The organism is Rhodovulum viride (assembly GCF_003265965.1).
GTDB classification, from domain to species: Bacteria; Pseudomonadota; Alphaproteobacteria; order Rhodobacterales; family Rhodobacteraceae; genus Rhodovulum; species Rhodovulum kholense.
Map to the genome: position 1 here is coordinate 1 of NZ_MUAV01000006.1, position 25,946 is coordinate 25,946.

Below are 25,946 nucleotides of genomic sequence, written 5' to 3' on the forward strand. Positions count from 1 at the left end.
GCGCCGCCGATGCGGTCGCAGACGAACGGCATGGTCGAGCGGTTCAACGGCAGGAACGAGGATGTCCCGCAGAGCCATCTCTTCCAGAGTGGCGAGGACCTCGAGCAGACCCTCCTGCGCTACGTCCACCTCTGCAACACCCAGCTCCCGCAATCAGTCCTGAAGGGGCGAACCCCCGTCGCACTCCTCAAGGGCTGACGACGCCACAGACCCGGGGCAGTTCAGGAAGCGCGTCTGCAATCTCGCGGGATGTGGCAGCTAACTTTATTACATAACCTGTTATTTTTCGGGCCCGATGGCGTATCCGAGTTTCAAGAGATCGCGGACAGAGGACAAGACGCCCCTGCTAGAGCGGTGTTTGTCGGTCGATCTGGAAGTTGATCCCAAGACGGCCCGGATCTTCGATCTGGCCGCGGTCCGGTTTGGCGACGGACCCGCGTCGTGGCGCCGAAAGGGCCGGTCGCCCGGGGGCTCGACCAGCTCGAAAAGGCGCTGGGCAAATCCGCGCATGTCATCGGCCATAATATCCTGCGCCCTGATATCGAACATCTGCTGGCGGCGCGCCCCCGGCTGGATCGCGCCACTGCCTTCGCCGCCATCGAGACCCTGTTGGCCGGACAGGTCTGCGGCGCGCGGGTCGGGCCGGTGTTGGACACGCTCTCGGACCCGAAAGCGGGCTGGTCGATGGCCTATGCGCTGGCCTGGATCGCGGTCGCGGGCGGAGAGTCGGTGATGCCGCCCTGGGTGCGGGCGAGCTTTCCGCAGGCGGGCCTCATCCTGTGCGACATAAGCTGTGGCGACGACGCCTGCGCTTGGTACGCCACGAAGAACGACCCGGTCGCGGCGCTGAGGTCGTGGTTCGGCTTTGACGGCTTCCGGCCCCAGCCGGTGGACTGCGACGGCACACCCTTGCAACAGCCCATCGTGGCCGAGGTGATGCGGCATGCGAATGTCCTTGGCATCCTGCCCACTGGCACCGGCAAATCCGTGTGCTATCAGGTCTCGGCGCTCAGCCTTTACGAGAAGACCGGCGCGCTGACGGTGGTGATCTCGCCCCTGGTGGTGCTGATGGCCGACCAGTATCAGGTGCCGGATCTGACCTCGGTCAATCTGTCCTGTGACGGGCGTCTGCGCGACGGGAACGCGACCCTTGGCGCCATCGCCGCGGCCAAGGTCGGCGATCCGGTCACGCTGCACCTGCAAGGCGGGAAATGGAGGATCCTCGACGGGCAGGGCCGGGTGCTGGGCTGCATGGCCAGGACCTGGGCGCCGCCCGAGGGAACCGGCACGGTTTCGGGAAGGGGCGGGGCGGTCATACGCTGGCGCAAGACCGACAACGACGAGGCCTTCCAGACCTGTATCCGCCGCGACGAATGGGAGACGATCCTGCCCGAACTGGTGTTCCGCAGGCAGGACCTGCTGGCATCGGGCAATCCGGCAAGGCCCGGGCCGCCTTGAGGCGGGCCCGGATGGGTCAGCCGGTCACGACCAGCGTCAGCCCGCCCATCGGCCCGTCGCCCGCGACCTGATCGATCCCGATCACCTCGAAGCCGATGGCCTGGCCCTTCGGGATGCTCAGCCGCGGGGTCCGGAGCGACAGCCGGGTTTGCCTGGCCTCGCGCGTCATCTCGCGGAACCGCGCGAAGAGATCGCGATGGGCCGAGGCCTTGGTCTTGCCCGCGTCGATCGCCCTCAGCACCGCGCGCATCTCGGCGCCCAGTTGCTTCTGGTCGTCCAGCGATATGCCGCGCCCGGTGATTGACAGCCGCAGGCCCTCGGGCATCGGTTCGGCCTTGACCTCGCCCCCGCCCTTGCGAAGCCTCAGCCCGGTCAGGTCCGCCCATCCGCGCTTGGGGATATCCGGGAAGGGCGCGATCCCGGCCAGCGCGGGATGCCGCAGGGCCATCAGCTCGGTCGGTTGCAAGGCCCGGATCGCCAGGTCGATCCGCGCATTGGCCCGGTGAACGAGGTTGAAATTGAACGCCTGCGCCTGCCCGAGGATGTTGAGGTTCTGCTGGGCGACATGGCGGTCGAGCCGGGGATCGAGCGCGTCATCGTCGACCGGCAGATCCAGTGGCGAGAACGAGAAGACCCGCGCGAACAGGCATTTGTGACCCGACTGGCCGGGCGGAACGGTCCAGACGAACCGGGTTTCGGCAGCCCCCAGCGCCGGCACGAAGGCCTGCGGCACCGCGCCCCGCGTCAGGTTCTCGGCGAACCGGGTGGAAAAGCCGATGGTCGGATCGACAAGGAAATGCTCGACCTTCGCGGCGGGCACCGGCAGGTCGCCCCGGTTCTGCAGCGCGGTGCGGATCACGTAGGTATCGCCCGCCTGAAGCTGGGTCGTCGCGGCGCCCAGATTGGTAATCGGCGACAGCGTCAGGTCGGGCGAATGCCAGAAGGTGATCCCCGAAAACGGCCGCGCCCCGGTATCGCCGTCGAAGGACCGGATCACGAGGAACGAGCTGTCATGGAACACGCCGGGCGGCTTGCGCTCTTTGCGGCGAAACTGGTCCTGCAGCGTCTTGAGGGTGTCGGGGGCATAGGCATCGCGCCGCTTCCTGAGCTCGGCCAGGTAGTCGCGGGCAACCTTCAGGGTCTCGGTCATGGTCGGTCTCCGTCTCGGGGCGCCATTGCGCGCACGGAAGAATGGGTCAGGGCAGGATCGTCAGGCTCACCGTTCGGGGATCGGCCTGGTCGATATTGGTGATCAGCCGGGTCGGCTCGTTCGGGCTGTCGCCTTTCTGCCGCCAGCACAGGAAGCCGTAGCCGCGGTCGCTGTCGAGGTTGAAATCCGGGATCCTGAGCCCGCGGAACCAGCGCCCGTAAAGATGGCCGCTGAAGTCGAGCCCGTTGCCCAGCGTGCGCTTACCCAGAAGCGCCAGCAGCGCGGCCTCGTCGGGATCGCCGCCTGCATCCTGCATCGCGGCCAGTTGCGTCACCAGATCGTCGTCCAGCGGGATGCGCCCGAAGGCGTAATGGGTGGCGAATTGCGTGAAATAGCTGGCGGGCGCGGGCTGAACCGCGGATTTCTCGCCATCGGTCAACGGATAGATCAGGTGGCGTTCCTGGTTGAAGATCGCCGCCAGCGGGTCGCCGAGGAAATCGGCCGAGAAGCGCAGCAAAGGTTCGCGCCCCGCGACGTTGGCGGCGACGGTCCCGGTCGGGTCCGGCATCGAGGGCGTCACGAACTGGCGCAGCCGCGGGTCGGTCAGATGCTCGATCATCGGGAAGCCGAGCCCGTTCAGCGCCAGCGACAGGCGGAACATCATGAAGGCGTTGTAGACCTGTTCGTAGATCAGGCAGGCGGCATAGCGGATCGTCGCTGTGCCCAGTGTGACGACGGCGCCCGCAATGCCGTCGGCCAGCGCCGCCGCCGCCATCACCGCGGCGATGACCAGCGCAGCCAGCAGGATGAAGATCGAGAGGATCCCAAAATCCGACGCGGTATCCGTGGCGTCCTCGAGAAAATCGCCGACCTCATCAAGATTGTCCGTCGTCTTTTCCCAGACCTCGCGCAGCTCGGCGGTCAGCGAATAGGCAACCGGCGCGGGCAGGGTGCCGGTGTCGGTGAAGCTCTTCATGAACCGGTACCAGAGCCGATAGGTGTCATCGACATCCGAGGCGGTGATCCGGCTGGCATAATCCGGGTCGGGGTCGCCATCCTCCTGATAGACCTTGTTCATCGCCTCGGCGAGGAAGGCCGCGAAATCGGGGGGCAGCTTCGGGTCGCCCTCGGGTTCCTCGTCCGAGATCGTGCCGGTGAAGTTGAAGTTGCACAGCGCATGGATTTTCGAGCGGTTCCAGTCCTGTCCGGTGACGTTCAGCAGGTTGAAGACATCCTGGAAATTCTCGCCCGTCTTGTGGCGCTGGGACTGGCTGCGGTAGGGGCCGCCGGACCAGAGGTTGACATAGGCATGGCCGACCGTGTCGGCGCCCACATGGGTCAGGTAGCCAAGCGCGTAGAGGTGATGCGGCGAGGACATGTCGCGGGTCGAGTTCAGCAGCTCTTCGGCCATGCGCCCGGTCTTGCGGTAATGCATGGCGTCGAACCACCACCACTCGCCCTCCGCGGCGCCGTCGCGATAGGGGTGCGAGATCAGGTCGAAGAGGTTGAAGTCGGACACGAAGGCCTTCAGCGCCTCGGTCAGCGTCGCCTGAAGCCCGGTCAGGACGTTGTTGATGTCGTTGAAGGTCTGTTCCAGCTCGCTCAGCAGCGCGGAATCCTCGATCACCTCGTCCACGGCCTCGTCGAAGGCCTCGAGCGCGTCCAGGACCGGCTGCGGCACGACCGAAAGCAAGGCCTCCTTGAAGTCGTCGATGAAGTCGCCGACGTCGTTGTAGACCTCGACCAGCTTGCCGACCGTCGGGTTCAGATCCTTGGTGTTGAAGAAGAACGGGTCCGGCCCGTGGCAGCCGAAAAAGAGGTAGGGCAGGTTCTTCGGATCGGCCAGAAGGTCCTGCAGCTTCTGGACCTCGTCCGGTCCCGGACCCTCGCCGAGCCCGCGCCCGCTTTGAATGGCGGCCTTCAGACGGTCGGCGATCATGTGATGCATTGCGGGGCCTGGCATGGGCACCTCCCTGGGAAAACGAATTTGGGTCCAAAAGGCCTCGAACGGTGAGGCGGACTCGAACGAACTGAAAAGAAACGCGGCCGCGAAATGTCCGAATGATGCGCCCAAGGTGACGCAAAGTCAATTTCGTGGCGCGTTGTCCTGTTCCGGTCCGAAGGAGCGTGCCGTTCCGGCGGGACCGACCGCGGCCGGCCCGGGCCGCGTGCCGGGCAAACCCCTGATCCGTTCAGCCCTGCATCCCCGTGCCGACAGGGCCGGCGCCTGCCCGGTTTGACCGCATTTCCCGCAGGTGGCGGCGGATGCATCAAGATTCTTTAACAAATCGTTTCGGTTTCGTGATGATCCAGCCTACCGTTTCGGGACATGCGCAAACCAAAACGATCAAGAGAAACCGACAGCGGAGGGCCGACCCAATGAAGATTCTCGTGGGATTGGATGGGCATGAGACGGGCACAAGGGCGCTCGATCATGCAAAGCGACTGGCTGCGGCGATGGAGGACGCGGTCCTGCTTGTTGCCTATGTCATCGAATGGTCGCCCTATTCCTTTCAGACAGCCGAGGAAAATGCGGAGCGGCACAAGCGCCGGCTGGAAGAGGTCGCGGCGGCGCAGGAGCGCATCGTCGATCCGGCCGTGGCGGCGCTCGCAAAGGCCGGGTTCACGGCCTCGGGGCTCGTCCATCACGGCGATGTCGCGGACACGCTGCACCGGCTGGCCGAGGAAAACGGCGCGGACCTGATCGTGATCGGGCGTGCCTCGAAAGGCGGGTTCAGCCAGCGGCTTTTCGGGTCGTCGAGCGTGAACCTCGCGATGCATTCGACCATCCCCGTCACCGTCGTCGGCTGAGGAGATCCGAGATGACCAGATCGACATTCATCCCCGCCCTGCTGGCCGCGACGACGATCCCGGCGATGAGCCTTGCCCAGGAGGCCGCAACCATCGACGCCCGGGTGAACGAGGCCTTTGCCACGGTTACCGGCCCCTTCGTGGCGCTGATCTTCGCGCCGATCCCGTTCACCGGCTTTCCCTGGATCGTGCTTTGGCTTGTCGTGGCCGCCTCGATCTTCACCTGGTATTTCCGACTGATCCAGGTGCGTGCCTTCTTTCACGCCATTGCGCTGGTCCGGGGCGACTATTCCGATCCGAACGATGCCGGAGAGGTCAGCCATTTCCAGGCGCTTGCCACGGCGCTTTCGGGCACGGTCGGGCTTGGCAATATCGCGGGCGTGGCGGTCGCCGTCGGCATCGGCGGGCCCGGGGCCACGTTCTGGATGATCCTTGCCGGTCTTCTGGGCATGGCGTCGAAGTTCACCGAATGCACGCTGGCGGTCAAATACCGCAACGAATACCCCGACGGGACGGTGTCGGGCGGGCCGATGTATTACATGAAGAAGGGCTTTGCCGAGCGCGGCCGGAAGGGCGGCGGCATCCTTGCGGTGCTGTTCTCGGTCTTCTGCATCCTGGCCTCGTTCGGGGCCGGCAACATGTTCCAGGCCAATCAGGCCCATGCGCAGATTTCCGGCCTTGTCGGAGACTATCCGGGCTGGATCACCGGCATCGTCTTTGCCGCCATCGTCTTCGCCGTCATCGTCGGCGGCATCAAGTCGATTGCCCGGGTCACCGAAAAGGTCGTGCCCTTCATGGGCCTGCTTTACGTCGGCGCCGCCCTGGTGATCCTTGCTGCGAACTATGACCAGATCGGCTGGGCCTTCGGCCAGATCTTTGCCGGGGCCTTCACCGGTCTTGGCGTGGCGGGCGGGCTGGTCGGCGCGCTGATCCAGGGCTTCCGGCGCGCGGCCTTCTCGAACGAGGCGGGCGTGGGCTCGGCCGCGATCGCGCATTCGGCGGTGCGGACCAAGGAACCCACGACCGAGGGCGTGGTCTCTTTGCTGGAGCCCTTCGTCGATACGGTCGTGATCTGCACCATGACGGCGCTGGTCATCATCATCACGCGGCAACTGATGATCGACCCCGACACCGGCCGCTACATCGTTCAGGACGGGGCCATCCAGACCGTCGGCGGCACGTCGGGGGTGACCCTGACCTCGGCTGCCTTCGCCTCGGTCTTTTCCTGGTTTCCGGTGGTGCTGGTGCTGGCGGTGGTGCTGTTTGCCTTCTCCACGATGATTTCCTGGTCCTATTACGGGCTCAAGGCGTTCACTTACCTCTTCGGCGAGGGCAAGGTGCAGGAACTGACGTTCAAGGTCATCTTCTGCATCTTCGTCGTGATCGGGGCGTCGGCCAGCCTGGGACCGGTGATCGATTTCTCGGACGCGGCGATCTTCTCGATGGCGGTGGTGAACATCGCTGCGCTTTACGTGCTGATGCCGATCGTGCGCAGGGAGGTGAATTCCTATTTCGCCCGTCTGAAAACCGGCGAGATACGGAAATTCAGCGGCGCCCCGGCCGAATAGAGGCCCAGCTGCGGGAGGCGGCGTTCCGGCGCCGGCCCCATCTGCCAAAGCGGTCCACGACCCGCCCCTCACGCGACCGTCAGGCGGGCGGAAGCAGCCGTCCCTGCGTCCTGAGCAGATTGCGGTGGCCTTCGGGCGGCCCCAATGGCTCCGGGTCTGCTGACCCCCGCGGTCTTCCGGCATCGGGGGCGTGGTGGCAAGACCGGCTCACGCGCGCCGTTTCACGCCGTCCTTGCCCAGAAAGCTTGCGTATTGCTCGGCGGTGATGGGCCTCGACCACAGATGGCCCTGGCCGAGGTCGATGCCCATCTCTGTCAGGATCGCGCGCTGGGTGTCGTGCTCGACCCCTTCGGCGACCGACCGGATCCCCATGCCCTTGGTGATTTCGGCAATCGCCGCGACAATGGCCCGGTCATCGCGCCGGACCGCGAGACCCGCGACAAAGCTGCGGTCGATCTTCACCTCGCTGACCGGGATCTTCTTGAGATGCGACAGCGAGGCGTGGCCGGTGCCGAAATCGTCAAGCGACAGCTCATAGCCCCGATCCGCTAGCGAATCCAGTACCATGGCCGCCATGTCCGTGCCGCGGCCGATGAAACAGCCCTCGGTGATTTCCAGCAGAAGGTCGTTGCCGTCGATCCCCTGCGCCTCGAACATCGCGATGGTGGACATGAGCAGTTCGGGCGATTTCAGGTCGTCGGGATGAATGTTCAACGCGATCTTGCCCGGGCTCAGCGCCGCCCGGCGCCAGGTCAGGATATGCCCGGCGATCATTTCGGCGATGTGGCGCGAAAGATCGGGCAAAACGCCCCGTTCGGCGGCGATGGACAGAAAACGGTCGGGCGGTATGTTCTCGCCCCCGGCGGTTTTCCAGCGGACCAGCGCCTCGGCACCGACGGCCTGTCCGTCACGCAGCGAGATCTTGGGCTGATAGGCAATGCTCAGCCGGTCTTCCCGAAGCGCGATGCGCAGGCCCGCCTCGATCTCGTCGCTGGCGATCAGCTGCTGACGGAGCTGATCGTTGAAGGTGACGCACTGGCCGCGCCCGGTTTCCTTCGCGTGGTTGAGGGCAAGGTCGGCCCGAAGAAGCAGGTCGACCGGATCGGCGGCATCGTCGGGACAGATCGCCGCGCCGAAGGACGCGCCGGGATAGACCACGCCCCCGGTGAGCCGGGCCGGACCATGCAGAACCCTGAGCAGACGTCCCGCAATCGACTGGATCGCGGCCTCGTCCGTGGCGCCGGGCAGCAGGATGCAGAATTCGTCGCCCCCCAGTCGGCCGATCAGATCCCCTTCGGACAGGTTGGCCCGCAGCCGTCGCGACACCTCGGCCAGAAGCTCGTCGCCCACGCCATGCCCGAAAAGATCGTTCACGTTCTTGAAACGGTCGAGGTCCATCAGAAGCAGCGAGAAACTGCATCCGCCCGCCTTCTGTCTGTCGACCGCCTCACGCAGCCGGTCGTTGAAGGCCTTGCGGTTGACCAGCCCGGTCACGTCGTCGACATTGGCCAGCAGGAAATTCTCGTCATGCGCCCTTTTCAGGCGTGCCACGGCATCCGACAGGGCTGCAACGGAGTCGTCGCGCTGCCGCGCGGTTTCGCCTGCCGTGAAGGCGAAATAGGCGAGGAAAACGCCGTAGGCTGCGGCAAAGGCGGTCACCGACCAGGCCTGATCCCAGCCCCCGAAATGGAGGGAAAAGATCACCGGCACGAGAATTGTCAGCATGTAGCACAGCGCCGCGACGAAGGCCCGGTGCAGCATGAAGGCCCCGCCCGACAGCATGCCGACGCAGACCAGCATGACGATCATCGGTTCGCCCGGACCGTGGGCGGCGAAGACATAGACCACCAGCGCGGCCCAGGGCAGGGCAAGCAGGGCGGATGTGCGGGCAAGGATGCGGGCCGCGCGCGGAGAGACCCGCGACACCCTGTGTCTGGCGGCTTTGCGCGACTTCCGGGTCATTGTCAGGCACAAAACCAGAACCGCGGGCAGCCAGAACGCCAGGAAGACCGCGTTGCCGTCCTGATAGGAATTGGCGGCGAAGGCGATGGCGTTGAACGCGGTGACCAGCGCGCCGACCGGCGTCCCGTGGACGACGCTTGCGGCATCCTCGGGGCTGGGATGCTTGGTCAATGCCGAACGGATCGGCGCCAGAACGGAGTTCGCCATTTGGCGCATCGCTCCCTCATTTCGTCGTTCCCCCTTCATTCCCATCGCACAACAGTCGTAAACTCGGTCCAAACTGCGACAAAAGAACCGATTCAATCTTATCGGGTTCGCCTCGGACCGCGGGACCGGGCGGGAGCGAGTTTCGGGCGCCCGGCCGCAAGACCGGGGGCGGGCGACGGTCCTGTCCGCCGGTGCCGGTGCCGATCCCCGCGGATCGCGAAGCTGTGCTATACTGGTGTGGACGATGGTCAGAAGGAGACGCGCACATTGCGGTTCACTGCGCTTTGTTTCGCCCTTGCGGCCGGGGTCGGGGCCGCGCTGGGCGGCGCGGCCCCGGCGCGCGCCGGGGCCCCGGAGGTTCCGGCCTGGCTGCACGCGCATCTGGGCACCGGCGAGGGCCAGATCGCCCCGGTGGTTCTGGACAGGGCGCGCAGGCTCTACCACGAGAAACTGCAGCAGGGCACGGTGCGCAATCCCTGCTACCTAGCCATGGACGCAACCCGCCCGAGCACCGCGCGCGACGGCACGCCCGGGCGCCGGTTCTACGTCATCTGCGAGGCGCAAAGATCCTTTCGCGCGGTCTCGTCGGGACATGGCAACGGGCGCAAGCTGCAGCGTGCGGATTTCTCGAACGGCCGCGACTGCGCAAGGCATTTCAGCAATGCCGAAGGGTCCAAGCTGACCGCGGGCGGTTCTTATGTGACCGCCGAAACCCGGACCTCCTTCAAGGGCTATGTCGGCGCCGCGAACCGGCGCGAACCCTTCTTCCGCACGTTCCTGCTTTTCGACGGGGAAGGCGAGACGGCGAATGCCCGGGAACGGGCCATCGGCGGACATCCGGCCGTTCTGGTGAGATGGCAGTGCCGGTTCAAGAACCCGGACAGCCCCCATGCCGACACGGAGGGCTATGTGCCCTATGGCAAGCTGGTCAACTATACCGGCGGCCGCAGCAATGGCTGCACCACCTGGTCGGAGACCGCGTCCAAAGAGATTCTCGCGCTGGTCGAGGACAACCCGACCACGCTTTATATCTATCCGGAATCGGGCGATATCGACGCCGTCGCGGCCGCGGTGACGGTCGGCAGATCCCTGTCGCGCGCCGGCCTCTACTGGAATGACACCTGCCTGCAAACCATCCGCGCGCCCCGGTTCTGGCCGAAAGAGACGCTCGGGCCGATCATCGACGACTGGCGCGCCTCCCTGCCGAAACTCGCGCCGCCGGAACTGCCGATCTGCAAGTGAGGGCGGGGCGGCTCCTGCGCCGAACGGGTGTTGCGGTGCTGGCTGGAACTTCTCGGGCAAGGCAGGCGCTCGCGAGACCTGGCAGGGTTTTTCGAGGGGCCGGAAAGGTGTGCGCCAACGTTCGGGCATGACGGGATCAGGCCCGCCACAGCGGCTCCGGCGCGGGGCGGGTCGACCCTGCGCCCAAGGCGAGTTGAATTGCAGTCTCGCGGCACCCGGACTATAGGCGAAGATCATGCGCAGCTCTGTTCCTCCGCTTTTCCCGCCGTCGCGCCGACCCTCTTCCGGCGGGCCTGCCGCGCCGTTCCTGCCGATGAGCCGGGCCGAGATGGCGGCGCTTGGCTGGGACGAATGCGATGTCATTGTCGTGACCGGCGACGCCTATGTGGATCATCCGAGCTTCGGCATGGCGATCATCGGGCGCCTGCTCGAGGCCCAGGGATACCGCGTCGGCATCATCTCGCAGCCCGACTGGCAATCGGCCGAGCCGTTCAGGGCGCTGGGGCGCCCGCGGCTCTTCTTCGGCGTCACCGGCGGCAATCTCGATTCGATGGTCAACCGCTATACCTCGGACCGCAGGCTGCGCCATGACGACGCCTATACGGCGGGCGGCGAGGGCGGAAAGCGGCCGGACCGCTGTACCATCGTCTACACGCAGCGCTGCCGCGAGGCCTACAAGGACGTGCCGGTGGTACTGGGCGGCATCGAAGCCTCGTTGCGGCGCATCGCCCATTACGACTACTGGTCCGACAAGGTGCGCCGGTCGATCCTGGCCGATGCCAAGGCCGACCTGCTGCTTTACGGCAATGCCGAGCGCGCCGTCGTCGAGGTCGCGCACCGGCTGGCGGCCGGCGAGGCGGCCCGCGATCTCGACGCGATCCGGGGCGTTGCCCTGTTCCGCCCGGTGCCTGCGGAATATACGGAGTTGCGGGCCGACGATCTTGCCTCTGCCGACGAGGGCGCCAGCCGCAAGTCCGGCGACACCGTCATCCGGCTGCCCTCCTTCGACGAGGTCGCAAGCGACCGCGAGGCCTATGCGCGGGCGTCGCGCGTGCTGCACCGCGAGGCCAATCCCGGCAATGCCCGCCCGCTTGTCCAGCGCCATGGCGACCGCGATCTCTGGCTCAATCCGCCGCCCATCCCGCTGACCAGTGCGGAAATGGATGCGGTCTATGACCTGCCTTACGCGCGCGCGCCGCATCCGTCCTATGGCGATGCCAAGATCCCCGCCTGGGACATGATCAAGTTCTCGGTCACGGTGATGCGCGGCTGTTTCGGCGGCTGCACCTTCTGCTCGATCACCGAGCATGAGGGCCGCAAGATCCAGAGCCGGTCCGAGGCCTCGATCCTGCGCGAGATCGAGCATATCCGCGACAAGACCCCGGGCTTTTCCGGCGTGATCTCGGATATCGGCGGGCCGACCGCCAACATGTACCGGATGGCCTGCAAGGACCCGAAGGTCGAGGCCGCCTGCCGCCTGCCGTCCTGCGTCTATCCCGAGATCTGCCCCAATCTCGATACCTCGCATGACGACCTGATCCGGCTGTACCGCAAGGTCCGCGAGGTCGAGGGCGTCAAGAAGGTGATGGTCGCCTCCGGCGTGCGCTATGACCTGGCCGTCCGGAGCCCGGACTATATCAGGGAACTCGTCACCCATCATGTCGGCGGCTATCTGAAGATCGCGCCCGAACATACCGAGCGCGGGCCTCTCGAGCTGATGATGAAGCCCGGCATCGGCACCTATGACCGCTTCAAGGAGATGTTCGATGCCGCCGCCAGGGAAGCGGGCAAGAAGTATTACCTCATTCCCTATTTCATCGCGGCCCATCCCGGCACCACCGACGAGGACATGCTGAACCTCGCGCTCTGGCTGAAGAAGAACCGCTATCGCGCGGATCAGGTTCAGACCTTCCTGCCCTCGCCCATGGCCACGGCCTCGGCCATGTACCATACCGGCATCAACACGCTGAAAGCCGTGCGCCGGGGCGCCTCCGAACGGGTCGAGACCGTGCGCGGCGGGCGCCAGCGCCGCCTGCACAAGGCCTTTTTGCGCTATCACGACCCCGAGAACTGGCCGCTTCTGCGCGAGGCGCTGAGAGCCATGGGGCGTGCGGACCTCATCGGGCCGCGCCCGGACCAGCTTGTGCCCGCCACTCAGCCGCTCGGAACCGGAAAGATGGGCGCGAAGAAACGTCCCGCGCGCGGCGGCTTCAGGGGGCAGGCCTTCACCACCAAGGGCGTGCCGCTGCCCCGGAAATAGGCCGCGCGCTCAGGCGCCGGGGGGCGGACCGTTTTCGCCTTCCGCGGCCGGCGCCGGATCCTCGCGCTGCAGGACGGCGGCGAAGAAGCCGTCGGTATCGTGGCGCGCGGGGGTCAGCGACAGGTATGCGCCCTCGACCGCTGCCGCCAGCCCGGGCGCGGCCTCGCGGGGCGGCACGACGCGAAACCCGGGATGCGCCGAGAGGAAGGCGGCCACCCGGTTTTCGTTCTCCTCGGCCAGCATCGAGCAGGTCGCATAGACCAGCCGTCCACCGGGCTTCACCAGCCGCGCGGCACTCGCGAGGATCCGGCCTTGCAGCGCCACGAGACCGTCCAGCCCGTGTTCCTCCGGCGACCGCCAGCGAGCATCGGGATTGCGCCGCCAGGTGCCTGTGCCGCTGCAGGGTGCGTCGACCAGGACGCGATCGAAGCTGCCTTTCTGGCGCTTGACCCACCGGTCGGTTTCGCTGGTCAGCAGACGGGTTTCGGTATTCTGGAAGCCCGCGCGCCGGACCCGTTCGGCACAGCGCTTCAGGCGCCCCTCGCTGACATCGCAGGCGACAAGGCGGCCCTTGTTGGCCATCTGGGCCGCAATCGCCAGGGTCTTGCCACCGGCTCCGGCGCAGAAATCGGCCACGCGCTCTCCGGGCCGGGCATCGACCAGCAGGGCGACCAGTTGCGAGCCCTCGTCCTGGATCTCGATCGCGCCGGTCCTGAGCCCGTCGAGGCGGGCAAGCGACAGGCGTTCGTTCAAACGGATGCCATAGGGCGCAAGCCTTGAGACCTCGGGCCGAAGGCCAAGATCCTTCAGTCCGCCAAGCACGGCCTCGCGCGTCGATCGGATCGGATTGACCCGCAGATCGAGCGGGGAGGGGGTCAGAAGGGCCGCCATCTCGGCCTCGAAGGCCGCCCCGAAGCGCCGCCGAAGCGCCGCCTCCGCCCAGGCCGGGCATTCAAGGCGCACCTCGTCCGGCATGGCCGGATGAACGATGGTGCAGCCCCGCAGCCGGGTCAGGAACGCCTGTTCGCGCTCGGTCAGGGCGGCGGGCGCGGCTTTCGCGCCATTGAAAAGGCGTCTGATCCGTTCGGGCGTCCTGCCCTCGCCAAGCACGAGCCAGGCCAGCAGCCGGTCGCGGGGCGTGGCGTCGCGCCCCTGTTTCGCAAGCCACCACCCAAGCCGTGCATGATGGCGCAGAAGCGTCTGCAGCAGCTCGATGATCGCCCCCCGGTCCCTGTCGCCGATATGGCGCCGCGAGCGGACCCAGGCGGATACGACAGCATCGGCAGGGCGCGCGGCGCTGTCGATGTCACTCAGAAGATCGAGGGTGGCTTGCAGGCGAGCGGCAGGGGTCACGGTCGGAGGTCGGGCTCGAAACGGTTCAGGACAGGGGCGAGACACGCGTCCGGTCGCGGGGCGAACCTCCTGGCCGGTCCCGGCGGCCTTGCGGCACTCGCCGCGGTCTTAGCCGGAAGATCCGCCTTTGGAAACCGTCCTTCGCGCCGCGCCGCCAGGGCCGGACGCGCTGCGCGGGCGGTCCTGCGGGACGCCGCCTTCGCCTCCTGGGTCAGGGGGAGGCGGGCGCCGGGAGCGTTCCACGGCCCGCGCGCGAAGTGCGCCCGAACCCGCGCAAGGGCAACGAGGCGGACGCGATCTGCGGCCAGCCGTGTGCAGGGCCCGGGCGCGCGGCCCGCCGGCGACCGCCAGAGAGGGGCGGTTCCCGGCGGACCGGCTCGGGCCCTTGGTCAGACCGCGGTGAAAGTTCGCACGAATTCAGTTGCGGGTCTTGCGCGGATCTCGGCGGGCTTGCCCACCTGTTCGATGCGGCCCATCGACATGACGACGACGAGATCGGCAAGTTCCATTGCCTCTTCCTGATCATGGGTCACGAAAACGGTTGTCAGGCCGGTATTGTCATGGATTTCGCGCAGCCCCTGGCGCAGTTCCTTGCGCACCCTGGCATCGAGCGCGCCGAAGGGTTCGTCCAGCAGCAGCATCCGCGGCTCGATCGCCAGCGCGCGCGCCAGTGCCACACGTTGCCGCTGCCCGCCCGAAAGCTGGTTTGGATAGCGGGCGCCGATGTCGGGCAACTGGATCAGGTCCAGCAGCCGGTTCACGCGGCGGCCGATCTCGGCCTCGGTGGGGCGTTCCCTGCGCGGCCGCGCGCGCAGGCCATAGGCCACGTTCTCGAACACGGTCATGTGCCGGAAAAGCGCGTAGTGCTGGAAGACGAAGCCCGCGCGCCGATCCTGGACCGAAAGCCCGGTCGCGTCCGCCCCGTCGAACCGCACGCGGCCCGAGGTGGGAAATTCAAGCCCCGCGAGGATGCGCAGAAGCGTCGTCTTGCCCGATCCCGACGGCCCGAGCAGCGCGATGAGCGCGCCTGACGGGATGAACAGCGACACCGGATGCAGCGCCCGTTCGGTGCCGAATTCCTTCGCGAGTTCCTCGAGTTCGATATTCATGGGCCGTCCTTTCTCAATGACGCCGCGTGGCCGCCAGCAGGTCCGCATGGCGCCATTCGAGCAGGGATTTCAGCAGCAGGGTCAGAAGCGCCAGCATCGCCAGCACCGAGGCCAGCGTGAAGGCCGCGACCGAGAGGTATTCGTTGAAGAACATCTCGACCATGGTGGGCATCGTCGCCGTCTCGCCGCGGATCTTGCCGGAGACGACGGCGACCGCGCCGAACTCGCCCATGGCACGCGCGTTGCACAGCAGCACGCCGTAAAGCAGCGCCCAGCGGATGTTGGGCAGCGTCACGGTGAAGAAGGTGCGCCAGCCCGACGCGCCCAGCGTCAGCGCGGCTTCCTCCTCGGTGCGGCCCTGCTCGATCATCACCGGGATCAGTTCGCGCGCGACGAAGGGGAAGGTCACGAAGAGCGTGGCCAGCAGGATCGCCGGGAAGGCGAAGACGATGCGGATGTCATGGGCCATCAGCCAGACGCCCAGCGACGAGTTCGCCCCGAAAAGCAGCACCAGCATCAGGCCCGCCACGACCGGAGAGACCGAGAACGGAAGATCGATCAGGGTGATCAGGAAAGCCTTGCCGCGGAAGTCGAACTTGGCGATGGCCCAGGCGGCCGCGATGCCGAAGGCGGCGTTCAGCGGCACCGCGATGACGGCGATGCTCAGGGTCATGCGGATCGCCGCCTGCGCATCGGGCAGCGAAAGCGCCGCGATCATGCCGCGCCAGCCCTGGGCCAGCGCCTCGGCGAAGACCGTCGCAAGCGGCGCGAAGAGAAAGAGTGCCACGAAGAGGATGGCGAGGCCCACCAGAAGCGCGCGGGCCAGCGGCGGTTCGGTCGTGACCGGGACGGGTCGCGAAAGGACGATGTCAGACAAGGCCGATCCTCCGTCTGCTCCAGATCTGGATTGCGTTGATGGCCAGCAGCATGGCGAACGAGATCAGCAGCATCGCGATCCCGATCGCCGCGGCGGCGTCGTAATTGTATTCCTCGAGCCGGATCACGATCAGCAGCGGAGCGATCTCGGTCAGGCCGGGAATGTTGCCCGCGATGAAGATGACCGAGCCGTATTCGCCCACCGACCGCGCCAGCGCGAGGGCGAAGCCGGTCAGCAGCGCGGGCGTCAGCGTCGGCAGGATCACCCGGCGCAGGGTGTGGCTCCGGCGGGCGCCCAGCGTGGCGCTGGCCTCCTCGATATCGGGGTCCAGTTCCTCGATCACCGGCTGGACGGTGCGCACCACGAAGGGCAGGCCGATGAAGACGAGCGCCAGCCAGATGCCGGTCTCGGTATAGGCGATCCGCAGGCCGAACGGCGCCAGCGCCTGTCCGAAGGGGCCGTTCGGGGTGTAAAGCGCCGTCAGCGCGATGCCCGCCACCGCGGTCGGCAGCGCGAAGGGCAGATCCACCGCAGCGTCGATGAGGCGGCGGCCCCAGAAACGGTAGCGCACCAGCACCCAGGCCAACACCAGCCCGAAGACGAGGTTGAAAAGCGACGCGATCACCGCTGCGCGAAACGACAGCGCCAGCGCCGACCAGACCCGGTGCGTGTTCACCATCCCCCACAACTCTGCCGGGCCGATCATGAGGCCCCGGCCCAGCAGCGCGCCGATGGGAAGCAGGACCACGATGGACAGCATCGCAAGCGCGATCCCGAAGCTCAGCCCAAACCCCGGAAGGGGAGAGGGCGCGCGGAGAAGGGCCGCTTTCATGGCTCAGTCCTCGTAGATCTGGTCGAAGATGCCGCCTTCGCCGAAATATTTCGGCTGCACCACGGGCCAGCCGCCAAAATCGGCGATGGTGACAAGATCGAGATCGGGGAAGCGCGCGACATCTTCGGGCGCGGCCTGCGACAGGTCCCAGGCGCGGTAGTAGTGGTGCAGCGCCAGAGCCTGTGCCTCGGGGCTGTAGAGATGGCCGAGATAGGCCTCCGCCACCTCGCGCTGGGCGTCCGACGTGATGTTGCCGTCGACCAGCGTCACCGGCGGCTCGGCAAGGATCGAGACCGAGGGCACCACGATATCGAAGGCGTCGTCGCCAAGGCTTTCAAGGGCGAGGAAGGCCTCGTTCTCCCAGGCCAGCAGCACGTCGCCGATCCCGCGCTGGGTGAAGGTCGTGGTCGATCCGCGCGCGCCGGTATCCAGCACCGGCACGTTGCGATAAAGCGCGCAGACGAAGTCGCGCGGATCGAGGCCGTTGCGCTCGGCATAGGCCCAGGCCGCGAGGAAGTTCCAGCGCGCGCCGCCCGAAGTCTTGGGGTTGGGCGTGATGACCTGCACCCCGTCGGCGACGAGGTCGTCCCAATCCTTGATGCCGCGCGGATTGCCCTCGCGCACGAGGAACACGATGGTCGAGGTATAGGGCGAGGAGTTGTGCGGCAGGCGCGATTGCCAGTCGGCCGGGATGCGGCCCGTGCGCTCGGCGATCTGGTCGATATCCGCGGACAGCGCCAGCGTCACCACCGTTGCCTCGAGCCCGTCGATCACGGCCCGGGCCTGCGCGCCCGCGCCGCCGTGCGACTGCCGGAGGGTGACCGGCGCGTGGCCCTGCGCGATCCACCAGGCGCTGAAAAGATCGTTGTAGGCGCGGTAGAATTCCCGGGTCGGGTCGTAGGACACGTTGAGGATCTCGACAGTCTCCTGCGCCATGGCCGGAAGCGGCCCGCCGACGGCCAGACCGATGGCGGCGGCCCGCAGGATGCCTTTCAGACGGCTGGTGCGCCGCTCGGCCCGAAGGCTTGCGACTTGCACCGGACGCGCATTGCGTTCGGTCCGGCCGTCGCCGGAACGGCGGCGGACAGCGCCCCGGGCACGTCTTCGTGCACCGATTTCTATGGTTCGAAACATGTCCGGTCCTCTGCTGGTCCCTGTCGAATTCTGGTGTCAGGCCAGCGGGGCAGAGCGCCTGTCGCGGGGGATGAAGCCGCGCGGTCGCGCCGCCGGCGCCGCCTGACCCCATAATAACGACAGGAATAATCGTGAATAACAAGGAAAGAAACTCGCTCTTTTCTGTCGTGATTTTGGAAGATCCTTCTCCCGGGAAGGACCGCGGACAGGTGAGGCCCGCGCCGGACCGGGCGCCTTGCTTCGGAGCGGCAGGTGGCGGCGATTCGATCTCATGGTCCGGGCCGTGCGGGCGGTGGGCTCGGCAGAGCGAAGGGATGTGCGGCTTGACGAGACCCGAGGGCTCAAGCGGCCGATGGCCGTTTCGAAACTCGGCCGGCCTTGAGGACGGGTTTGCGCGCACGGTGGCGGCAGGCTTCGGGTTGCCTCGGCAGCCACCCGGACGCATCCTCCCCGTTGGCGGTAATCCATGCCCCGGCGTCGACGGCGACCTTGCAAGAGAGCCCTTCAGCGCCCGGATCGCCGATCCGGTGCGGCTGCGGATCATTCGTCCCAAGGCATGGCCAACCGTGCGACGGACCCACCGAGCGTCACAGGCGTCGCGGCGTTCGCCGCTAAAAGACGATAAACATAATAGACATTACGTATAAATATGGCATGCTCGCATCGACTCGTCAGCTATGGCCGTCCCGGGCCGGAAGGAGGCGCGATGAAGTTCGACCGGATCGACCTGAAGATCCTCGATATCCTCCAGCGCGATGCGACCGTGCCGGTTGCCCGTATCGCCGACCAGGTCGGGCTCTCGCAGACCCCCTGCTGGAAGCGCATCCAGAAACACGAGGAGGCTGGCGTGATCCGTGCCCGTGTGGCGCTGCTGGATCCCGATGCGCTTGGGCTGTCGATGACCGTCTTCGTTCTGGTGGAGGCGGTGGAACATACCCCGGACTGGCGTGTGGGCTTTCTGGCCGTCATCGAAAGACTGGAGGCGGTCCGCGATGTGTACCGGCTGGCCGGGACCCATGATTTCCTGCTGCGGGTGGTCGTGGCGGACATGCCCGCGTTCGACCGGTTCTACGAGGAGCTGACAGCCGGGGTGCGATTGCGCAGCGTGAACTCGATCTTCGCGCTCGAATGCCTGAGGGCCGACACGGCCTTGCCCTTGTCCGCCCGCTGGGCGGGGATCGAGGCCCGGTCATAGCCCGAAGGGCACGCTGCCGGTCGGCCGCAGAGTCCCGCCCAAAGCGCCTCGGGGCTTGGCATGTCCGAAGGCAGATCTGGTGTCTTCATCGGGACAGGTGCGGAAGACGGGCGCGCAGGGGGCTCAGGCCCCCGGACGACCCCAGAGGTCGTATTCGCCCGCCTCTTCGACCTCGACCGTCACCAGATCGCCCGGCGCCAGCCCCCCGGCGCCCTCGTCGATGAAAAGACAGCCGTCGATTTCGGGGGCATCGGCCTTCGTGCGGCAGGTGGCGATGCCGTCGGCGTCGATCTCGTCGACGATGACCTCGATGCGCTGGCCGACCTTCGCCGCCAGCTTCGCCTCGGAAATGGCCTGGGCCTTTTCCATGAACCGCTCCCAGCGGTCCTGCTTGACCTCGGCGGGAACATGATCGGGCAGGTCGTTGGCCGCAGCCCCCGCGACGTTTTCGTATTGAAAGCAGCCGACCCGGTCCAGTTGCGCCTCGTCGAGCCAGTCCAGCAGGGTCTGGAACTCAGCCTCGGTCTCGCCGGGATAGCCGACGATGAAGGTCGAGCGCAGCGCCAGATCGGGACAGACCGCGCGCCAGGCGGCGATCTCGTCCAGCGTCTTCGCCGCCGCCGCGGGCCGGGCCATGCGTTTCAGCGTGTCGGGATGGGCGTGCTGGAACGGAATGTCCAGATAGGGCAGGATCAGCCCCTCGGCCATCAGCGGGATCAGCTCGCGCACATGCGGGTAAGGATAGACGTAGTGCAGCCGCACCCAGATCCCGAGCGATCCCAGATCGCGGGCCAGATCGGTGATATGCGCCCGGTGGCCCTTTTCGGTCGCGTGTTTCAGGTCGACCCCGTAGGCCGAGGTGTCCTGACTGATGACCAAGAGCTCCTTGACCCCGGCTTCGGCCAGCTTCTCGGCCTCGCGGAGGACCGCATGGGCCGGGCGCGAGGCAAGCCTGCCGCGCATGTCGGGGATGATGCAGAAGCGGCAGTGGTGATTGCAGCCCTCGGAAATCTTCAGATAGCTGTAGTGGCGCGGGGTCAGGCTGACGCCCGAGGCGGGCAGCAGGTCCACGAACGGATCGGGCGCGGGCGGCACCGCGCCATGAACCGCATCCAGCACCTGTTCGTATTGATGCGGCCCAGTGACCGCCAGCACGGTCGGATGCGCGCCGGTGATATAGCCGGGCTCGGCCCCCAGACAGCCGGTGACGATCACCCGGCCGTTCTCCTTCAGCGCCTCGCCGATGGCCTCGAGACTTTCGGCCTTGGCGCTGTCGAGAAAGCCGCAGGTATTGACGATGACCGCATCGGCGCCCGCGTAATCGGGCGAGATCGCATAGCCTTCGGCCCGAAGCCGGGTCAGGATGCGTTCGCTGTCGACCAGCGCCTTGGGACAGCCGAGCGACACCATGCCGATGGTCGGCTGGCCAGGGCGGGCAGGCGTCTCGATCCGGGCGCGGGGCGCCAGGTCGGGACGCAGGTCGGGCGGGTTCGGCGATCTGGGCTGGGACATGGGCGTGCCTATACGCCAGAGCGCCCAGTCTGGGAAGTGGTCTGGAAAGCAGCCGCAGGCTGCCGGGGCGGGTTGTTGCGGGCGTCCGGGCGGCCTAGGCTTGGGCCATGGGTTTCATCGTCGGGCGGGGGATATGATGCGCTGGGTGATCCGGGGTCTTCTGGGAGTGGCGGTTCTGATCGGGCTGGCGGTGGCGGCGGTGCTGCTGATGCCCGCGGACCGGGTGGCGCGGCTGGCCGCCGATCAGGTGCAGAAAGCCACCGGGCGCAGCCTGACGGTCGCGGGCGGGGTCCGGCCCTCGCTCTGGCCCGAGATCGGGGTCGAGACCGGTGCCGTCACGCTGGCCAATGCCGACTGGTCCGAGGCCGGGCCGATGCTGTCGGCCGAGGGCCTTGCGGTGGGCATCGATCTGTCAGCACTTCTGCGGGGCGAAATCGCGGTGCGCGAGGTCACGGTGCTGGCGCCGCGCATCTTGCTGGAACGGGCCGCCGACGGGCGGGTCAACTGGGACTTTTCCGCTGGAACGCAGGCGGCGGCCGACCCGGCCGCGCCCGACGCCGCCCCGGATGCGGCCGGGCCGGGCGAGGGCCAGGGCCCCGGTCCGCTGGCCGGGCTGACCCTTGACCGGGGCGAGATCTCGGATGGCGATCTGGTCTATCTCGATCATGCCAGCGGCGCGCGGACCGAGCTTTCGGGCGTCGATGCCACCCTCGCGCTGCCCGACCGGGACGGTCCGGCCGATCTCAAGCTGACGGCGGTGCTGAACGGGCAGGAGATCGGGCTGTCGGCGCGGCTGGGCCATGCCGCCGCGCTGGCGGCGGGGGACCCGACGCGGCTGACGCTTGAGAGTGCGCTGGGCCGGGCCAGCCTGGCTTTCGACGGGCAACTGGACCTTGCGCCCCTTTCGGCCGAGGGCAAGCTTTACGCCGACCTGTCGGATCTGCGGGCGATCTTCGCCGCCGCGGGGGCCACGCCGCCCGATCTGCCGCCCGGTGTCGGCCAGCGGCTCGTGTTGGAGGGGCAGGCGGCCTACACGCCCGAAGGTGCGATCCGTCTTGACCGCGCGAGCCTCCGGCAGGACGGCAATACCCTGACCGGCAACCTGGCCTTCGCGCCCGCCACCCCCCGGCCGCATCTGGAGGCGCAGCTTTCGGCCGGAACCCTCGACCTGACGGCTTTTTCCGGGGGCGGCAGCGGGTCGTCTGCCGCCACGGGCGGGGGCGGTTCATCGGGCAAGGCCAGCGGCGGGGGCTGGTCGACGGCCCCGATCGATGTGGGCTGGCTCGGCGCGCTCGATGCCGAAATCGGGTTCAAGGCCGAGGCCATCAATGCCGGCAAGGTGCGGCTGGGGCCGGTGCGGCTTGACGCGCGGCTGGAAGACCGGCGGCTGGCGGTCGATCTGCACGAGCTGCAGGCCTATGCGGGCAATGTCACCGGCAGTGTGGTGGCAAATGGCCGGACCGGCCTGTCGCTGGCGGGCGATCTCGATATTGCGGGGGTGTCGGCCCAAACGTTGCTGAGCGATTTCGCCGGGTTCGACCGGCTGGTGACCTCGGCCGACCTGCAGCTCGACCTGCAGGCCTCGGGCAATTCCGTGGCGGCGCTGATGGGGTCGCTGTCGGGGGGCGGGGCGCTTGGCTTCGGGCAGGGCGAGTTTCGCGGGCTCGATCTGGCGGGGATGCTGGTAAATCTCGACCCGTCCTATATGGGCGCGGGGGCGCGGACGATCTTCGACTCGATTTCGGCGAGCTTCACCATTGACCGGGGCGTTCTGTCGAATTCCGATCTCAGCATCTCGGCGCCGCTGCTGACCGCCAGAGGCAGCGGCCGTGTGGGCCTTGCGGCGCGGACGCTCGACTATACCATCGTGCCGACCGCTTTGCCGGGGGCCCAAGGCGGCGGCGTCAGCGTGCCGCTCAGGATCACCGGCCCCTGGGCCGCGCCGAATGTCCGGCTCGACGTCGAGGCTCTGGCCGAGGCGCGGCTGAAGCAGGAGCGCGAGGCGCTGGAACAGAAGGCGCGCGACCGCGCGGCCGAGGAACTGGGCGTGGGAACCGACGAAAGCCTCGAGGATGCGGCCCGGCGTCGGCTGGGCGAAGAGGCGTCCAAGGGATTGCGGAAACTGTTCGGGGATTGATCGGGGATTGATCGGCCGGGCCGCGCGGCGCCCCCGGACCCCGGGGGCGCGCGCAGACGGCGCCTAGCGCTTGCGGTCGCGCCGCGCGCTCATCGGCTGGAAGGCGACGCCCACATGGGCCTCGCAATAGGGTTTGCCCTGCTGGACCGGCAGCCCGCAGAACCAGAAATCGTCGGTCGCGGGATCGCCGATCGGCCATTTGCAGGTACGCTCGGTCAGCTCCATCAGGGTCAGCCGCTTGGCGGTCTTTTCCACCTCGCGCACCGAGGCCAGCGCCTCGGGGCTGATTTCATTGGCCGAGGGCTGCGGCGGCAGCGGCTGGCCTGCGGGCACGATGGCCTTGCGCGACGAGGGCGGCGGCGGTGGGGCCGCGCTTTGCGCCTCGGGAGCGGGGCTTGCGACGGCGGGGCGGCTTGCAGGGGCCGGTTCGGGCCGTGGCGCAGGGGCCGCCGCCGCGGCGGGCTGTTCGGCCTCGGGTTTGGGCGCAGGCTTGTCCTTGGCGGCCGGAGCCGCCGCAGCCTCCGGGGCCGGGCGCGCGGGCGCGGCCCCCGCACGGTTCGACAGGCCCAGCCGGTGCACCTTGCCGATCACCGCGTTGCGGGTCACGCCGCCCAGCTCCTTGGCGATCTGGCTCGCCGACTGGCCCTCGGCCCACATGCGTTTCAGCGTTTCGACACGTTCATCCGTCCAGGACATGACATTCCCTTGGCTCGCGGCAGTACAGGCGTTAGGCCCCTTGGCCCCGGCGCCCGACGCCTTGGAGAAATCCGACAAGGCCCTATTCTAATCCGGGCCGCTTCGGGGATACAAGCGCAAGGCAGATCAAGGAGGCAGGACGTATGAACGCAACCGGTATGGGCGTGCGCCGTTTCGGGCAGGTCAACTGGCTGGGGCTCTATACCCTGAGCGCCCGCGAGATCCAGCGGTTCCTTGCGGTCTGGACCCAGACGCTGGCTGCCCCCCTGGCCACGGCGGGGCTGTTTCTCGGCGTCTTTTCGCTGGCCATCGGACCGTCGCGGGGCGAGGTGATGGGGGTGCCCTTCGTGCATTTCCTGGCGCCCGGCATCCTGATGATGACGGTGATCCAGAACGCCTTTGCCAATACCTCGTCGTCGATCCTGATCTCGAAGGTGCAGGGCAATATCGTCGACACGCTGATGCCGCCCCTGTCGCCGACCGAGCTGTTGCTGGGCTATACTGCGGGGGGCGTGGCGCGGGGGCTGCTGGTGGCGGTGGCCGTGGGGCTGTTGATGCTGACCGTGCTGGGCATGGGCATCGCCCATCCGCTCTGGGCGCTGGTCTTCGTGCTGCTGGGGTCGGCCTTCCTGGCGGCGCTGGGGATCATGGCGGCGATCCTGTCGAACAAGTTCGACCAGATGGCGGCGATCACCAATTTCATCGTGACGCCGCTGAGCTTCCTGTCGGGCACCTTCTACTCGATCGAGCGGCTGCCGGTCGCGATGCAGGTCGCGACCCATGTGAACCCGGTCTTCTACCTGATCGACGGCGTGCGCTACGGCGTCATCGGCCAGTCCGACAGCTCGCCCTGGCTCGGGCTCGGGGTCTGCACGCTCGCGACCCTGCTGGTCATGGCGCTGTGCTGGCACTGGTTCCGGACCGGCTACCGGATGAAGGCCTGAGCCTTCCGCGCAGCGGTCTTGCCGGACTGGTCCCGGCCGCGGGGCGCCTCTGGACGAGGGGCCGCGCCCGGGTCACCGTCTGGGGGCCTCAGGCGCTGTGCGCACCCTCGGCGAGGCCTTTGACATAGGCAAGGATCTCGGCCACGGGCTTTTTTTCCTCGACCAGCTTGACGATGGCCGAACCCACCACCGCGCCATCGGCGACCGAGGCGATGGACCGCGCGGTTTCGGGCGTGCGGATGCCGAAGCCCACGATCACCGGCAGGTCGGTCTTGGCCTTGATGCGCGCGACCTCGGGGGCGACATCGCTGGCCTCGGCCGCGGCAGCGCCGGTGATCCCGGTGATCGAGACGTAATAGACGAACCCGCTGGTATTCTGCAGCACCTTCGGCAGGCGCTTGTCATCGGTCGTGGGCGTCGCGAGGCGGATGAAGTTCAGACCGGCGGCCTGCGCGGGCAGGCAAAGTTCGCTATCTTCCTCGGGGGGCAGGTCCACGACGATCAGCCCGTCGATCCCGGCGGCCTTCGCATCGGTCAGGAAGGTCTCGACCCCGCGCGAATAGATCGGGTTGAAATAGCCCATCATCACGATCGGGGTGGTGTCGTCGGCCTCGCGGAAGGCGCGGGCCAGATCCAGCGTCTTCTGCAGGGTCTGGCCGGCATCGAGCGCGCGTTGCCCCGCCAGCTGGATGGTCGGGCCGTCGGCCATCGGGTCGGTGAAGGGCAGGCCCAGCTCGATGATGTCGACGCCCGCGCCGGGAAGACCCTTCACGATCTCCAGCGAGGTCGCGAAATCGGGATCGCCCGCCATCACATAGGCCACGAAAGCCTTGCGGTTCTCCGCCTTCAGCGCGGCGAATTTGGCGTCGATGCGGGTCATGGGCGTCCTCCGGGCGTTGCCCGAGCGGTTTGGGCCAGCCTGCGGCGAAAATCAATGGGTCGTTTGGCGACGCGCCCAGGCAGGGCACCGGCCACGCCGCAGCGCGAGGACGGCCAAGTCTGGCCGGAGGGCCGCGGCTCAGCGGCCTGCGGCCAGCGCTTCGATCTGCACGCGCAGGCCGGGCAGGGCAAATCCCGCCCGTTCCAGGGCCCCCACGATTTCCGAGGTCGGGCGGCGCCCGGCCTGGGTCAGCGCCCAGATGACCGAGGACCGAAACCCGGCCCGGCAATAGGCGAAATAGGGGCCGGGCAGATCGTCCATCGCGCGGGCCTGGGCCGCGATCATCGCGGGCGTGATCGGGGCATGGCTGACGGGAATCGCCGCGAACCCCAGCCCGACCGCCTCGGCCGCCGCGGCCATTGCGGCCGAGTTCTCGGACGGGGCCACCTCCTCGTCCGGCCGGTTGCAGAGGATCGAGCGAAACCCTGCCTCGGCCAGTGCCGCGAGCGATTCAATCCCGGGCTGTGGCGCCGCCGCGAAATCGTCGGACAGCCAAACCATGGGCGGCAGGTCCAGTCCCTGGGCGATGCCTTTGAAAGTCTTTGCCATGGCTGGACTT

Annotated in this window: 19 protein-coding genes and 2 pseudogenes; 9 read left to right on the top strand and 12 right to left on the bottom strand. The window is 67.5% G+C overall.

From position 1 onward, the window contains the following. Together BYZ73_RS06265 and BYZ73_RS06270 are read left to right on the top strand one after the other, a co-directional pair. Window positions 1-192 (top strand): annotated as a pseudogene (locus tag BYZ73_RS06265) (integrase core domain-containing protein); the annotation flags it as partial. 214 nt (window positions 193-406) lie between these two features. Then, window positions 407-1,086, top strand: a pseudogene (locus BYZ73_RS06270) (DEAD/DEAH box helicase); the annotation flags it as partial. Window positions 1,087-1,474: 388 nt separating this feature from the next. On the opposite strand, the gene BYZ73_RS06275 reads toward BYZ73_RS06270, so the two are convergent. Both BYZ73_RS06275 and BYZ73_RS06280 read right to left on the bottom strand, forming a co-directional pair. Next, the gene (locus BYZ73_RS06275) at window positions 1,475-2,608 is read right to left on the bottom strand and encodes a hypothetical protein (RefSeq protein WP_112315312.1); all 1,134 of its coding nucleotides are present in this window, start codon (window positions 2,606-2,608) and stop codon (window positions 1,475-1,477) included. A gap of 46 nt (window positions 2,609-2,654) precedes the next feature. Beyond that, the gene (locus BYZ73_RS06280) at window positions 2,655-4,571 is read right to left on the bottom strand and encodes a zinc dependent phospholipase C family protein (RefSeq protein ID WP_146746260.1); all 1,917 of its coding nucleotides are present in this window, start codon (window positions 4,569-4,571) and stop codon (window positions 2,655-2,657) included. Window positions 4,572-4,987: 416 nt separating this feature from the next. Between BYZ73_RS06280 and BYZ73_RS06285 the strand changes: the two genes are divergently transcribed. Both BYZ73_RS06285 and BYZ73_RS06290 read left to right on the top strand, forming a co-directional pair. Next, window positions 4,988-5,419, top strand: a complete 432-nt coding sequence (locus tag BYZ73_RS06285) for a universal stress protein (protein ID WP_112315314.1) — start codon at window positions 4,988-4,990, stop codon at window positions 5,417-5,419. A gap of 11 nt (window positions 5,420-5,430) precedes the next feature. Further along, entirely contained in the window at window positions 5,431-6,987 is a 1,557-nt protein-coding gene (locus BYZ73_RS06290) for an alanine/glycine:cation symporter family protein (protein ID WP_112315315.1), read from the top strand. Window positions 6,988-7,194: 207 nt separating this feature from the next. Here BYZ73_RS06290 and BYZ73_RS06295 read toward each other — a convergent pair whose 3' ends face one another. After that, window positions 7,195-9,156, bottom strand: a complete 1,962-nt coding sequence (locus BYZ73_RS06295; RefSeq protein ID WP_108024620.1) for a putative bifunctional diguanylate cyclase/phosphodiesterase — start codon at window positions 9,154-9,156, stop codon at window positions 7,195-7,197. Window positions 9,157-9,423: 267 nt separating this feature from the next. Between BYZ73_RS06295 and BYZ73_RS06300 the strand changes: the two genes are divergently transcribed. Further along, window positions 9,424-10,398, top strand: a complete 975-nt coding sequence (locus BYZ73_RS06300; protein WP_245943065.1) for a murein L,D-transpeptidase catalytic domain family protein — start codon at window positions 9,424-9,426, stop codon at window positions 10,396-10,398. Window positions 10,399-10,633: 235 nt separating this feature from the next. Continuing rightward, window positions 10,634-12,658: a YgiQ family radical SAM protein gene (locus tag BYZ73_RS06305; protein WP_112315317.1), complete on the top strand. Its 2,025-nt coding sequence runs from the start codon at window positions 10,634-10,636 to the stop codon at window positions 12,656-12,658. A 9-nt stretch (window positions 12,659-12,667) separates the two neighbouring features. Here the strand turns inward: BYZ73_RS06305 and BYZ73_RS06310 are convergent, their stop codons facing one another. The 5 genes from BYZ73_RS06310 to BYZ73_RS06330 all read right to left on the bottom strand — a co-directional run bounded on the left by BYZ73_RS06310 (window position 12,668) and on the right by BYZ73_RS06330 (window position 17,765). Then, window positions 12,668-14,011 (bottom strand): RsmB/NOP family class I SAM-dependent RNA methyltransferase, encoded by a 1,344-nt coding sequence (locus BYZ73_RS06310; RefSeq protein ID WP_112315318.1) that lies wholly within the window; start codon window positions 14,009-14,011, stop codon window positions 12,668-12,670. A 389-nt stretch (window positions 14,012-14,400) separates the two neighbouring features. Further along, a complete protein-coding gene (locus BYZ73_RS06315; RefSeq protein WP_112315319.1) occupies window positions 14,401-15,120 on the bottom strand; it encodes a sulfate/molybdate ABC transporter ATP-binding protein in 720 nt (239 codons plus the stop codon). 13 nt (window positions 15,121-15,133) lie between these two features. Then, window positions 15,134-15,997: a sulfate ABC transporter permease subunit CysW gene (gene cysW, locus BYZ73_RS06320; RefSeq protein ID WP_112315320.1), complete on the bottom strand. Its 864-nt coding sequence runs from the start codon at window positions 15,995-15,997 to the stop codon at window positions 15,134-15,136. After that, complete coding sequence (gene cysT, locus BYZ73_RS06325; protein WP_112315321.1) at window positions 15,990-16,829, bottom strand: sulfate ABC transporter permease subunit CysT; 840 nt, start codon at window positions 16,827-16,829, stop codon at window positions 15,990-15,992. The genes cysW and cysT overlap by 8 nt, the downstream gene beginning before the upstream one ends. A gap of 3 nt (window positions 16,830-16,832) precedes the next feature. Further along, window positions 16,833-17,765 carry a sulfate ABC transporter substrate-binding protein gene (locus BYZ73_RS06330; protein ID WP_112315452.1) on the bottom strand — a complete coding sequence of 311 codons (933 nt, stop codon included), beginning with the start codon at window positions 17,763-17,765 and terminating at the stop codon, window positions 16,833-16,835. Window positions 17,766-18,669: 904 nt separating this feature from the next. Between BYZ73_RS06330 and BYZ73_RS06335 the strand changes: the two genes are divergently transcribed. Continuing rightward, on the top strand, window positions 18,670-19,158 hold the full coding sequence (locus tag BYZ73_RS06335) for an Lrp/AsnC family transcriptional regulator (protein WP_112315322.1): 489 nt from the start codon (window positions 18,670-18,672) through the stop codon (window positions 19,156-19,158). A 123-nt stretch (window positions 19,159-19,281) separates the two neighbouring features. On the opposite strand, the gene rimO is transcribed toward BYZ73_RS06335, so the two are convergent. Continuing rightward, window positions 19,282-20,670 carry a 30S ribosomal protein S12 methylthiotransferase RimO gene (gene rimO / locus BYZ73_RS06340; protein WP_108024637.1) on the bottom strand — a complete coding sequence of 463 codons (1,389 nt, stop codon included), beginning with the start codon at window positions 20,668-20,670 and terminating at the stop codon, window positions 19,282-19,284. Between the two features lie 136 nt (window positions 20,671-20,806). Here rimO and BYZ73_RS06345 point away from each other — a divergent pair, with 136 nt between their 5' ends. Continuing rightward, window positions 20,807-22,807, top strand: a complete 2,001-nt coding sequence (locus BYZ73_RS06345; protein ID WP_181497981.1) for an AsmA family protein — start codon at window positions 20,807-20,809, stop codon at window positions 22,805-22,807. A gap of 63 nt (window positions 22,808-22,870) precedes the next feature. On the opposite strand, the gene BYZ73_RS06350 is transcribed toward BYZ73_RS06345, so the two are convergent. Beyond that, window positions 22,871-23,503, bottom strand: coding sequence for a GcrA family cell cycle regulator (locus BYZ73_RS06350; protein ID WP_112315324.1), 633 nt, complete (start codon window positions 23,501-23,503; stop codon window positions 22,871-22,873). 143 nt (window positions 23,504-23,646) lie between these two features. Between BYZ73_RS06350 and BYZ73_RS06355 the strand changes: the two genes are divergently transcribed. Further along, on the top strand, window positions 23,647-24,447 hold the full coding sequence (locus tag BYZ73_RS06355; protein ID WP_245943066.1) for an ABC transporter permease: 801 nt from the start codon (window positions 23,647-23,649) through the stop codon (window positions 24,445-24,447). A gap of 88 nt (window positions 24,448-24,535) precedes the next feature. Here BYZ73_RS06355 and trpA read toward each other — a convergent pair whose 3' ends face one another. Together trpA and BYZ73_RS06365 are read right to left on the bottom strand one after the other, a co-directional pair. Beyond that, window positions 24,536-25,327: a tryptophan synthase subunit alpha gene (trpA, locus tag BYZ73_RS06360; protein ID WP_112315326.1), complete on the bottom strand. Its 792-nt coding sequence runs from the start codon at window positions 25,325-25,327 to the stop codon at window positions 24,536-24,538. A 138-nt stretch (window positions 25,328-25,465) separates the two neighbouring features. Further along, window positions 25,466-25,936, bottom strand: coding sequence for a protein tyrosine phosphatase family protein (locus tag BYZ73_RS06365; protein WP_245895521.1), 471 nt, complete (start codon window positions 25,934-25,936; stop codon window positions 25,466-25,468). Window positions 25,937-25,946 lie beyond the last annotated feature (10 nt).

Coding starts and splice junctions, on each gene's coding strand:
- BYZ73_RS06275 (WP_112315312.1), bottom strand. CDS start 2,608: ATGACCGAGACCCTGAAGGTTGCCCGCGACTACCTGGCCGAGCTCAGG.
- BYZ73_RS06280 (WP_146746260.1), bottom strand. CDS start 4,571: ATGCCAGGCCCCGCAATGCATCACATGATCGCCGACCGTCTGAAGGCC.
- BYZ73_RS06285 (WP_112315314.1), top strand. CDS start 4,988: ATGAAGATTCTCGTGGGATTGGATGGGCATGAGACGGGCACAAGGGCG.
- BYZ73_RS06290 (WP_112315315.1), top strand. CDS start 5,431: ATGACCAGATCGACATTCATCCCCGCCCTGCTGGCCGCGACGACGATC.
- BYZ73_RS06295 (WP_108024620.1), bottom strand. CDS start 9,156: ATGGCGAACTCCGTTCTGGCGCCGATCCGTTCGGCATTGACCAAGCAT.
- BYZ73_RS06305 (WP_112315317.1), top strand. CDS start 10,634: ATGCGCAGCTCTGTTCCTCCGCTTTTCCCGCCGTCGCGCCGACCCTCT.
- BYZ73_RS06315 (WP_112315319.1), bottom strand. CDS start 15,120: ATGAATATCGAACTCGAGGAACTCGCGAAGGAATTCGGCACCGAACGG.
- cysT (WP_112315321.1), bottom strand. CDS start 16,829: ATGAAAGCGGCCCTTCTCCGCGCGCCCTCTCCCCTTCCGGGGTTTGGG.
- BYZ73_RS06330 (WP_112315452.1), bottom strand. CDS start 17,765: ATGGCGCAGGAGACTGTCGAGATCCTCAACGTGTCCTACGACCCGACC.
- BYZ73_RS06335 (WP_112315322.1), top strand. CDS start 18,670: ATGAAGTTCGACCGGATCGACCTGAAGATCCTCGATATCCTCCAGCGC.
- rimO (WP_108024637.1), bottom strand. CDS start 20,670: ATGTCCCAGCCCAGATCGCCGAACCCGCCCGACCTGCGTCCCGACCTG.
- BYZ73_RS06345 (WP_181497981.1), top strand. CDS start 20,807: ATGCGCTGGGTGATCCGGGGTCTTCTGGGAGTGGCGGTTCTGATCGGG.
- BYZ73_RS06350 (WP_112315324.1), bottom strand. CDS start 23,503: ATGTCCTGGACGGATGAACGTGTCGAAACGCTGAAACGCATGTGGGCC.
- BYZ73_RS06355 (WP_245943066.1), top strand. CDS start 23,647: ATGAACGCAACCGGTATGGGCGTGCGCCGTTTCGGGCAGGTCAACTGG.
- trpA (WP_112315326.1), bottom strand. CDS start 25,327: ATGACCCGCATCGACGCCAAATTCGCCGCGCTGAAGGCGGAGAACCGC.
- BYZ73_RS06365 (WP_245895521.1), bottom strand. CDS start 25,936: ATGGCAAAGACTTTCAAAGGCATCGCCCAGGGACTGGACCTGCCGCCC.